This is a genomic window from Bacillus sp. JJ1474 (assembly GCF_036965225.1).
Classification (GTDB): domain Bacteria; phylum Bacillota; class Bacilli; order Bacillales; family Cytobacillaceae; genus Cytobacillus.
In genome coordinates this window covers 1-10,322 of record NZ_JBALPC010000064.1, presented here as the reverse complement: position 1 = coordinate 10,322, position 10,322 = coordinate 1, and the positions used below count along the sequence as shown (strand labels likewise).

Below are 10,322 nucleotides of genomic sequence, written 5' to 3'. Positions count from 1 at the left end.
GACTAGGACTAAAGTATGTTACGGTTATATATGTTGGCACATAACTTGCATAGAATTTCAACCATACAAATAAGGCTTTTCTAATAGGAGGAGATATAATGAAGAAACTTGCAGTAGCTATGCTAGCAGGATTCATGATGCTCTCATTCCAATTTATCCAATCTAAGGATACACATGTTAATGCTGAAACATTAGATCATGTAGATATATATACTGTTCAAAAAGGCGATTCCCTTTTTAATATTGGAGTGAAATACGGAGTATCTGAGATAGAGTTACAGGAAATAAATTATTTAAAGTCGAACAAGATTCACCCTGGTCAAAAGCTAATTTTACCTAAAACAATTTCAAGGGCTGAAAAAGACCTCCTTGCGAGGCTTGTACATGCAGAGGCTAAAGGAGAGCCGTATGAGGGAAAGGTTGCAGTCGCATTAGTCGTATTGAATCGGGTAGAAGATGACCGATTCCCGGATAAGATTAAAGATGTTATATATCAAAAAAGACAATTCCAGCCTGTTGATAATGGAGCGATCAATGAGCCTTCTGATAAAGATTCTAAAAAGGCTGTGATGGAAGCTTTAGCTCTTCAAGGACAAGGTGATGATTCAATATTTTTCTTTAATCCTGATAAAACAGACAGTAAATGGTTAAGAACAAAAAAAGTAACAACCGTAATTGGCAATCATAGGTTCGCGAAATAATGGAATTAGTGGAAAAACAAAGATGAGGTTTTATAGCCCTCATCTTATTTCATTTTTCTCAATATATTCAAATAAAAATGATTGTCCATTACGATAAAACCGCGGGTCATATAAGCCGAGACGCTCCTTATCGTTTACGAGAACAACGAATGGGGACCATTCATAAAGAGTTTTTGCTTCTGGACGCTCATCAAACAATTTGTCTAAATCGGCTTCGGCTGCTGATTCAAGAACATATTGAACTTTTTTGTCTTGCAAAAGATTGTCTTGAAAAATAGTCACCTGATTATCCTTCATCGTAATGACAGAAAAGGTCCATGGAACAAAACCGGCAGAAAGAGCCACTTGCTCATATTGATCATCATATTGTTTGTAGATTATATACCCTTGAGCTGTTTGAACAATTAGATGTAAGGCAATGAATGCCCAGGCAAGCTTAAAATAATAAGGAGACTTTATTTTCTCTTTTCTTGAAAAAATAAAAGCTACTCCTAAAATTCCCCAAAATACTAAATCTACGATCGGGATCGTCCCAAATGTAATCCTTTTAGAGAAAAACGGCTCTAAATACCCAGTTCCCCATGCATTAAAAAGATCGCTCGTATCATGTATAAAAACTGCAAGCCATCCAAGCAGGAATAATTTCATATCTTTAATCTTAAAAAAGATCAAACAAATGAGTGAAAAAAACAGGGCCCAAAAAGGTGTTAAGAAAACAGAGTGAGTAATTCCTCGATGCCACATTTGATACAGGCCCTCTGTATCCCAAAACCTGGATATGACATCAATGTCAGGAATTAGACTTGCACCGACCGCAGTTACAAGATAAGCTCTTTTATGATTTTTATCCAATTCCTCTTTATTAACAGTCCCATACAAGGCAAGTCCGAATAAAGTATGAGTAATCGAATCCAGCAGGATCACCTCCAGAAAGAAATATTCTTAGTCTAAAATATAACTTAATTATAGACACAATTTGCCTTCAAAGCTATTTTTAAAACCATTTGCAAAATGTCTTGTGTAATATACAGTATTGCAATATGTTTTTTAAAAATGATAAAATTAAAGGTACGATTAAATTTGAAAGTCAGTGAGGAAATTACATGGGCAATAAATTAAAAGAGGAAGTATTATCACGCAGAACTTTTGCTATTATATCTCACCCGGACGCAGGAAAAACTACCTTAACTGAGAAGCTCCTTTTATTTGGAGGGGCCATTAGGGATGCTGGGACCGTAAAGGGAAAGAAGACGGGAAAATATGCAACAAGTGACTGGATGGAAATTGAGAAGCAGCGGGGAATATCCGTTACGTCCAGTGTGATGCAATTTGACTATAACGGGGCACGTGTTAATATCCTGGATACACCTGGACATCAGGATTTCAGTGAAGATACGTACCGGACATTAACTGCTGTTGACAGTGCAGTAATGATTATTGATTCAGCAAAAGGGATAGAAGAGCAGACATTAAAGCTTTTTAAAGTTTGCCGAATGAGGGGCATTCCTATCTTTACTTTTATTAATAAACTGGACCGGCAAGGAAGATCTCCATTAGAGCTTCTAGCAGAGCTTGAAGAAGTAATGGGTATTCAATCATATCCGATGAATTGGCCAATCGGAATGGGGAAAGAATTCCTTGGCATTTACGATCGTTTTAATAATCGAATTGAGCAATTCCGTGTTGAGGAGAAGGATCGCTTCCTTCCATTGAATGAAGATGGGGAAATTGATGGCGATCATACTATAAAGGAATCAGGTCTATATGAGCAAACACTCGAAGAGATTATGCTTTTAAATGAAGCTGGGAACGAGTTTTCTGTTGACAAAGTGAAAGAGGGGGAGCTTACTCCAGTTTTCTTTGGAAGTGCTTTAACGAACTTTGGGGTACAAACTTTTTTAGAGTCCTATCTGCAGTTTGCACCTCCTCCGCAAGCCCGAAAATCAACTGCTGGAGAAATTGATCCTTTATCGGAAAGCTTTTCAGGCTTTATTTTTAAAATCCAAGCTAATATGAATCCTGCACATCGTGATCGTATTGCTTTCCTTAGAATTTGTTCTGGCCGATTTGAGCGCGGGATGTCTGTAAATATTCCTAGACTAGGCAAGCAAATAAAACTAGCTCAGTCTACCCAATTCATGGCAGACGATAGGAGCACAGTAGATGTAGCTGTCAGTGGAGATATTATCGGGATATATGATACTGGAACATATCAAATTGGTGATACGTTAACATCAGGAAAAGATCAATTCCAATTTGAACGGCTTCCGCAATTTACACCAGAGCTTTTCGTTAAGGTTTATGCGAAAAACGTAATGAAACAAAAACATTTCCACAAAGGGATTCAGCAGCTAGTTCAAGAAGGAGCAATCCAGCTGTATAAAACCGTTAAAACCGAGGATTTACTTTTAGGAGCTGTTGGACAGCTTCAATTTGAAGTGTTTGAACACCGAATGAAAAATGAATATAACACAGAAGTCATTATGGAAAGAATTGGATCTAAAATTGTTCGCTGGGTAGATGGAGATAATGTGAATGAAAATCTTTCAAGCTCAAGAAGCCTTCTTGTCCATGATCGATTTGATCATAAAGTTTTCTTATTCGAGAATGATTTCGCGCTTCGCTGGTTCCAAGAAAAGAATCCAGAAGTTAAATTGTATAATCCTATGGATTCAGAGCATTAAAAATAAAAAGAAAAACGGCTTGCTAAAGGAGCCGTTTTTCTTTTTATGATCTAAACAATACTTTTCTAGTATGATGATAATTTTGTAGGAACCCAGGATAAAACAAATGATGAACTTGACATAAGGCTGTAAAAACACTATATTAATATTATGATTTATACTTTAGTGCTAAAAAGCGTTCAAGTGTAAATGTTCTTGGAAACAAAGGAGAGTCACATCATGGAACGTATACAACAAGCAATAACTCTAAGGCCTTTGGAAGCTTTTTTCATTACAGCCATAATATTAGGTGGAATCAGCAGTACGATCATTTTTTCTGGTGTAGTCCCTCATATACCGATTGTCTTGGCTATTATGTGTCTAATAGGTTTTGGACTTTTAAAGAAAATAAGTATGAGAGATTTAGAGGATGGCCTTACAAGTGGAGCAAAATCCGGTCTTGGGGCTATTTTTATTTTTTTCTTTATTGGCATGTTAATTAGCAGCTGGATGGCAAGCGGAACGATTCCAACTTTTATTTACTTAGCGTTAGAAGTTGTGAACGGGAAGTTTTTCTATGCAATTGCTTTTGCCGTGTCCTCTATTATTGGTCTAAGCATTGGCAGCTCATTGACGACAGCTGCAACGATTGGCGTTGCATTTATGAGCGTATCCTCCGCTCTAGGCTTGTCAGAAGCATTAACGGCTGGAGCGGTTATCTCAGGTGCCTTCTTTGGGGATAAGATGTCTCCGCTATCAGATACAACGAATCTGGCATCGATGATCGTTAAGGTGGATTTATTTGATCATATAAAAAATATGGCTTGGACTACTGTGCCTGCATTTCTCATTTCATTCGTCCTATTTGCCGTTTTATCTCCTGCAGAGGCTGTTTCGAATTTTGCTCAAATCGGCTTATTAAAGCAGACTTTAATCGATCAAGGATTTGTTCATTGGTATTCCCTTGCCCCCTTTTTAATATTAAGTTATTTAGCGATAAAGAAAGTTTCAGCCATTACAACTTTGTCTGCAAGTATTTTATCGGCACTATTCATTAGTTTCTTTGTACAAAAGGGCTTTGACTTAAATAAAATGATGAATCTTTTATATTTTGGATTTCAATCTAATAGTGGTGTAAAGGAAGTGGATTCCCTATTAACAGGGGGAGGAATGGAAAGCATGATGTTTTCCATTTCATTAGTCTTGCTGGCTCTCTCAATGGGCGGTTTGTTATTTAAATTAGGAATATTACCTGCATTATTAGAGGGAATAAAGGGCTGCTTAAATCGTGTTCCAGCATTAATTGCCTCAACTGCCGGAACTGCCATCGGCATTAATTTTCTTCTTGGGGAACAATATCTTTCTATCCTCTTAACAGGAAAAGCTTATCAAGAAGCTTATGAAAAAGCAGGATTACATCCAAAAAGTCTTTCAAGGGTGCTGGAGGATGCCGGAACCGTTATTAATCCACTCGTTCCATGGGGAGTTTGCGGTGTGTTTTTAACAGGTATTTTAGGTGTTGATACGATTAGCTACTTACCTTTCACCTTCTTTTGCCTCTTATCTCCAATTATAACTATTTTTTATGGTATTACGGGCTTTACTATTGTAAAAAAGTGAAAGAACTGCTTATTTTAGGCTGTTCTTTCACTTTTTTTTGAATTTTTGTCGAATGTTGTAGGAATTAAATTGGAAATTATTTGGGAAGTGGAAAATATTTAGCGCCTTCTCAGAGCAAAATAATACTATCGAAACTTGGCTGGTGATGAGATGAAAACATTTACAAAATTGGAAGCTATATTATGGAGTATTGCTCTGCCTGGATTTAGTCAGTTATTATCGGGACATTTATGGAAGGGCCTTTTTTTAGTTGTGCTCGAATTTATGATTAATGTATTCAGCAATTTCAATATGGCCATCATGTATAGCTTTATGGGGGAAATTGATAATGCGATTGAAGTGACTGATTTCCAATGGTTAATGTTTTATCCATGTTTATATATGTTTGCTATGTGGGATGCATATCGAAGTGCAATGACAAAAACCGAAGAGTTTTCCTATCTTCCATTTGTCTTTAGTGCCTATTTTATTACAGTAGGGCTAATGTATTCGACAAAACTAACCCTTTTTGGGGTGTTATTTGGGCCAGTGTTTTTACCTATGCTTTTTTTAATTCCAGGATTAGTTATTGGGTTTCTAATAAGGTGGTTAATTTTAACAATTAGGAAACAAAGTGCTATATAGTGTTTTTAAGCTTTAACAACTGTTTTTGTTAAGGCTTTTTTTGTGTTTATTAATTTTTTTATCTAATAACCCCCAAAAACTATCTAATCACCTCCGTACAGTTGTAGTGAAAATAGCGGCCGCTAAGAAAATAACTATGAGGTGAAAAAAGATGAAATTTTTATCAACTAAGGAATTAAACAAAATAGCAAAAGGAACTTTAGCATTAGTCTTAGCAGGAACATTCACATTTTCTGCCTCTCTAACATCAGCAGCCGAAAATACAGAAAACCAAGAACCTTATCAAACGGTAGTTTTGGACAATCAAACAAGTGAAAATAATGTCCAAACTGAAAATAAAGAATTAGATGCTGAAACGAATAATCAGGAAAGTACAGAAGATGTAGTCAGTGCTGAAAAGCCATCTCTAGTTCCTGGGAATTTTTTCTACTTTGCGAAAATTGCCTTAGAAAAAATCAAATTAGCCCTTACCTTTGATGATGAAAAGGAAGCAAAATTACTTGCCACCTTTGCAGCAGAGCGCCTAGCTGAAGCTGAAGCACTTTTTGCAAAGGAAAAAGAAGAAGAGGCAATGAAAGTAATTGAAGAAGCGCTAAAAAATATTACAAAAGCAGAAGATCAAGTGAATAAAGAACAAGAAGACACTACGAGTGAAGAGTCTGTTGAAAAGGATACTGAAAAAGTAGAACAGACAGAAAAAGAAAAGACTGATGCTGAAGAAGTGGCTGCAAATGATGAAGTGACGGTTGATGTAGATAAAGCAGATAAGCCAGCCGATGAAATGCAAGAATTAATGTCACAAAACATTATTGCTTTAAAAGCGGCACTGGAAAAGGTGAAAAATCCAGTTGCAAAGGCTGCACTGCAAAAAAATATTGATAAAAGCTATGCGAAACTAGCGAAAAAGATTGAGAAACTAAACAAAAAATATGGAATAGATGAAGAGTCAGAGGCTATCACCGAAAAAGCAGAGGCAAATGACGAAGTAAGCAAGGATGAGAATACAACTACAGATAAAACAGCTCAAGAAGTTGTAACCAGTGATAATGATGAAGCTGTTATTCAAGAGAAAACTACTCAAGCTGAAGGGGAAAATAAGAAGCTAGAGGAAAAAGCAAAGAAAGCTGAGGAACGTGCTGAGGCGAAAAAAGCACATGAATTAAAGAAGCAGCAAGAAAAACAAGCTCGTGAATTAGCAAAAGCAGAAGAAAAACAAGCTCGTGAGGTAGCTAAAGCAGAAGAAAAACAAAAGCGTGAAGCTGCTAAACAAGAAGCAAAGCAAGCTCGTAAGGAAGCAAAGGAACAACGTGAAGAATTAAAAAAAGCCGGAAAACAGGCTCAAGAAGCAAAGCATGATCACAAACACTCACATAAAAAGGATCATGAAAATAAAGGAAATGGGAAAAACGACTAATTTTTTGTAAAGATTTATTAATTTATAAGAAAAAGAGGACTTAATTTAAGTTCTCTTTTCCTTATCATGCAGCCAACCCTTAAAAAACGTTCCTCGCCATCGTATGATATAATGTGTTTTGGATAAAGAGGTGAGGCTATTGCTAGGTTTGTTGTTCATGGCAAAAAAACGAAAAAAAACAATGGAAGAAACAGTTTATTTAATTCAGCAAGGCGATACGAACCTTCAAAATGAACTAATAAATTCATATAAACCATTTATTGCTAAGACCGTGTCATCCGTTTGTAAGAGATTCATACATGACTCAGATGATGAATTCAGCATAGGTCTAATAGCTTTTAATGAAGCGATTCAAAAATATTCTCCTGAAAAAGGGAGTTCATTAATAAGTTTTTCTGAGGTCTTAATAAAACGAAGGGTTATTGATTATATTCGGACTCAGTCTAGGCACCAAATATTGAAGCTAGATTACACGGCAAATGAAAGTGAAGAAGATCAGACTGGAAATGCGATTGAAAATGAGCTATCAATAATTGATTACAAAAGGAAAACAGATGAAGAATCAAGAAGGGAAGAAATCCTTCAATTTAATGAAGTTCTTCATCAATTCGAGCTTTCGTTTAATGATTTACTTCAGCAATCTCCAAAGCATGCGGATGCAAGAAAAAATGCAATGATGGTCGCACAATTAATTGCTGATCATAGTGAGCTTAAGCATATTTTACTTGAAAAGAAAAGATTGCCCATTAAACAGCTTGAAAACTATGTTTCTATTAGTAGAAAGACAATTGAAAGAAATAGAAAATACATAATTGCTATGTCACTTATTTTAATTGGTGATTATGTGTATTTAAGGGATTATATTAAAGGGGTGTTGGAAACGTGAAAACTGGAATAATAATGGAGATAAATGAACGTTTTTTAACGCTATTAACCCCAGAAGGTGAATTTCTGCGTGCGGCAAAACTTAATAGACAATACGAAATTGGTCAGGAAATCGATTTTTATCCACTAAGTATCGATAATACCAATAATCGGACATTATTTACCTTATTTTCGACCTTAAAAGCTAAAGCCATAATTGCAGCAGCTATTGTGATCATACTAGTAGGTACTTCTGTTTTTACTTTTAATGGTAATAATGAGGTTTATGCCTATATGTCTATTGATAGTAATTCAAGTATTGAATTAGCGATTAATGATAAGTTCCAAGTAATTGACATTTTGCCTTACAATGAAAAAGGGGAACAAATAGTTAAACATATACATGATTGGAAGAAAAAAGATATTCAGGACATCACGGGTCAGATTATAAAGGAAATTATAAATCAAGGGTATGCCAAAAATAATTATGAGATCGTTATTGCCACTGTGAATACAAAGAAAGACAATAAAGCACTTGAAACGAAGTTGAATGAAGAAATTACTGAAATAAAAGAGAATATTCAAAAGGAAAAGCTTGATGTAAAGGTTATGGATGCATCCCCAAATGATAGAAAAGAAGCAAAGGAAAAAGGACTATCCATTGGATCATATAAAGAAACTCAATTGAAAAAGAAAACTGAAAACAATTCTGGGTCACATAAATATAACAAGCTAGAAAATAAGAAGCCGGATCAAACTCAAAAGACTAACAATACAGAAAACGAAAAAAGTCATAATAGTGAACATTCTACTATCCCCCCTGGTCAGCTAAAAAAAGAGCAAGATTCTAATCAAAGTAATAAATCTGACCAAGCAAACAAAAGTCAATTTGAAAAAGCAATCCCTCCTGGTCAAGAAAAAAAGGAGGATCGTGTCAAAAATAACAACGGTAATAAACAGGAAAATGTAAATGAAAATAAAAATAAAAATGAGCATCAATTAGAAAAAAATAAGCACAATAACAAAGAGGGAAATCCCTCCAATCAAAGAGGGAATGGAAAAGAAGCCCAATTAAACTCGAAAGGTTACGTGCATAATAAAGGAACATCTAATTCAAACCAAAGAAACGGATCAGACAGAAGTAATAGGCATCATGACAATGACAATGACAATAGACATAACGATAAGAATAACAAGGATTATGATAAGGATAAGAAGGATAACGATAGGGATTAACATAAATTGTAATGAAAAGTCCGGTAAAGGGAACCGGACTTTTTTTGATCCATCATATATTCAGTTCATATACACTTAAAGCTAGAGGTTATTTCCAGACATACTCGCCTGTGCTTGCTGCACTAGTCTCTTTGTAATCTCCCCGCCTACTGAACCATTTGCTCGGGAGACGGTATCCGAACCAAGCTGAACCCCAAATTCTTCTGCAATTTCATATTTAACTTGATCTAAATATTGCTCTATTCCGGGAACTAATAATTTATTGCTGCTATTTGCCAATTTTTCTCAACTCCTATTATTGTTTAACAGAGGTTATTTATTTCTCTGTAATTGTAGTATGTTTATAAATGGTCAATTCATAAGTGGAAATATTTTTCGTAATAGCAAATAATATGTGAACTGCAAAGTATTATTTAATTTCTAGCTGTAAGATAAAAAATAATTAGAAATGACTTTCATAATAAAGATTAATTCTTTATGATAGAGGGTATGAAAAGAAAGGAAAGGAAATTTAATTCATGTGGAGAAAGGCAAAAGTCCGTTTAGGTAGACTAACACCTGCTCAGGTTATAACAAGCTATTATTTACTGGCAGTTACAATTTCAGTATTGCTTCTTAGCATTCCATATGTACATAAACCTGGTGTAGAAATTGATTTTATAGATACGGTATTTACTGCTGTAAGTGCCGTGAGTGTGACAGGTTTAACTGTTGTAGATATATCAGAGACCTACAGTGTATTTGGATATTTTGTCATTATGATTGTCTTGCAATTCGGCGGTCTGGGAATCATGGCAATCGGCACGTTTTTCTGGATGCTATTAGGGAGAAAGATTGGCCTGCGGAGTAGACGTCTTATAATGATAGACCACAATCAAATTTCATTATCTGGTCTTGTACATTTGATTAGAGAAATAATCAAAATTATCCTTTTAATTGAACTGCTAGGGGCATTAATCCTAGGCTTTCATTTTTTGAAATATTATCCTACATGGGAGGATGCATTCCTTCATGGTTTATTCGCCTCGATTAGTGCAACAACGAATGCGGGAATGGATATAAGAGGATCTTCACTCGTTCCCTTTGCAGGTGATTATTTTGTTCAATTAATTAACATCCTATTGATTATCCTCGGAGCGATAGGCTTCCCAGTATTAATTGAAGTAAAGGAATATTTATTTAATAAAACTGAATTAGAGG

Annotated in this window: 10 protein-coding genes; 8 read left to right on the top strand and 2 right to left on the bottom strand. The window is 35.3% G+C overall.

Annotated elements, in window-relative coordinates; all coding sequences use genetic code 11:
• Positions 1-98 precede the first annotated feature (98 nt).
• Positions 99-701, top strand: coding sequence for a cell wall hydrolase (locus V7164_RS09930; protein WP_335346914.1), 603 nt, complete (start codon positions 99-101; stop codon positions 699-701).
• Between the two features lie 39 nt (positions 702-740).
• Here V7164_RS09930 and V7164_RS09925 read toward each other — a convergent pair whose 3' ends face one another.
• Entirely contained in the window at positions 741-1,616 is an 876-nt protein-coding gene (locus tag V7164_RS09925; RefSeq protein WP_335354011.1) for a metal-dependent hydrolase, read from the bottom strand.
• Positions 1,617-1,804: 188 nt separating this feature from the next.
• On the opposite strand from V7164_RS09925, the gene V7164_RS09920 reads away from it, so the two are divergent.
• The 6 genes from V7164_RS09920 to V7164_RS09895 all read left to right on the top strand — a co-directional run bounded on the left by V7164_RS09920 (position 1,805) and on the right by V7164_RS09895 (position 9,122).
• Complete coding sequence (locus tag V7164_RS09920) at positions 1,805-3,385, top strand: peptide chain release factor 3 (protein WP_335354010.1); 1,581 nt, start codon at positions 1,805-1,807, stop codon at positions 3,383-3,385.
• A 219-nt stretch (positions 3,386-3,604) separates the two neighbouring features.
• Positions 3,605-4,984 carry a Na+/H+ antiporter NhaC gene (gene nhaC / locus V7164_RS09915; RefSeq protein WP_335354009.1) on the top strand — a complete coding sequence of 460 codons (1,380 nt, stop codon included), beginning with the start codon at positions 3,605-3,607 and terminating at the stop codon, positions 4,982-4,984.
• A 150-nt stretch (positions 4,985-5,134) separates the two neighbouring features.
• A complete protein-coding gene (locus V7164_RS09910) occupies positions 5,135-5,608 on the top strand; it encodes a hypothetical protein (RefSeq protein WP_335354008.1) in 474 nt (157 codons plus the stop codon).
• A 151-nt stretch (positions 5,609-5,759) separates the two neighbouring features.
• Positions 5,760-7,022 (top strand): DUF5667 domain-containing protein, encoded by a 1,263-nt coding sequence (locus V7164_RS09905; RefSeq protein ID WP_335354007.1) that lies wholly within the window; start codon positions 5,760-5,762, stop codon positions 7,020-7,022.
• Between the two features lie 130 nt (positions 7,023-7,152).
• A complete protein-coding gene (gene sigI / locus V7164_RS09900) occupies positions 7,153-7,908 on the top strand; it encodes an RNA polymerase sigma factor SigI (RefSeq protein WP_335346909.1) in 756 nt (251 codons plus the stop codon).
• Positions 7,905-9,122: an anti-sigma factor domain-containing protein gene (locus V7164_RS09895; protein WP_335354006.1), complete on the top strand. Its 1,218-nt coding sequence runs from the start codon at positions 7,905-7,907 to the stop codon at positions 9,120-9,122. Before sigI ends, V7164_RS09895 begins: the two co-directional genes overlap by 4 nt.
• Before the next feature lie 81 nt (positions 9,123-9,203).
• Here the strand turns inward: V7164_RS09895 and V7164_RS09890 are convergent, their stop codons facing one another.
• The gene (locus V7164_RS09890) at positions 9,204-9,401 is read right to left on the bottom strand and encodes an alpha/beta-type small acid-soluble spore protein (protein WP_335354005.1); all 198 of its coding nucleotides are present in this window, start codon (positions 9,399-9,401) and stop codon (positions 9,204-9,206) included.
• Positions 9,402-9,640: 239 nt separating this feature from the next.
• Between V7164_RS09890 and V7164_RS09885 the strand changes: the two genes are divergently transcribed.
• Positions 9,641-10,322, top strand: a 682-nt coding sequence (locus V7164_RS09885) for a potassium transporter TrkG (RefSeq protein ID WP_335354004.1), incomplete at its 3' end; no start/stop codon positions are given.

Bases quoted from the DNA above. Each gene is read 5' to 3' on its own strand.
- V7164_RS09930 (WP_335346914.1), top strand. From the start codon at position 99: ATGAAGAAACTTGCAGTAGCTATGCTAGCAGGATTCATGATGCTCTCA.
- V7164_RS09920 (WP_335354010.1), top strand. From the start codon at position 1,805: ATGGGCAATAAATTAAAAGAGGAAGTATTATCACGCAGAACTTTTGCT.
- nhaC (WP_335354009.1), top strand. From the start codon at position 3,605: ATGGAACGTATACAACAAGCAATAACTCTAAGGCCTTTGGAAGCTTTT.
- V7164_RS09910 (WP_335354008.1), top strand. From the start codon at position 5,135: ATGAAAACATTTACAAAATTGGAAGCTATATTATGGAGTATTGCTCTG.
- V7164_RS09905 (WP_335354007.1), top strand. From the start codon at position 5,760: ATGAAATTTTTATCAACTAAGGAATTAAACAAAATAGCAAAAGGAACT.